This window comes from Sulfitobacter sp. CW3, assembly GCF_019392245.1.
Lineage (GTDB): Bacteria > Pseudomonadota > Alphaproteobacteria > Rhodobacterales > Rhodobacteraceae > Sulfitobacter.
This window is the reverse complement of the sequence record NZ_JAHXRL010000520.1, coordinates 1-241: the sequence shown is the minus strand read 5'-3', so window position 1 is coordinate 241 and position 241 is coordinate 1. Positions and strand designations below refer to the sequence as shown.

Annotated in this window: 1 pseudogene; it reads right to left on the bottom strand. The window is 71.4% G+C overall.

The window, feature by feature from the left end:
- Nucleotides 1–15: 15 nt before the first annotated feature.
- A pseudogene (locus tag KZZ06_RS22065) lies at nucleotides 16–241 on the bottom strand (hypothetical protein); the annotation flags it as partial.

The window sequence follows — 241 nt, the reverse complement described above, 5'->3', positions numbered from 1 at the left end:
CGAAGCCCCGTTGGATCAGGCCGCGGCGGCGGCCTCGACGAAGCCGCGGGCCTGGGAGACCCACGAATCGCGGTCGATGCGGCCGTTGAGCTTCAGGTCGGCATCGACCTTGGCGACGTCCTCGGGGGTCATCGCGGCGAGCTGCCAGTAGTGGTAGATGCCGGCGTCGTTGAGCTTCTGCACGATCTGCGGGCCGGCGCCGTTCAGCTTGGTCAGGTCGTCCGGCGCGCCGCGCGGGGCG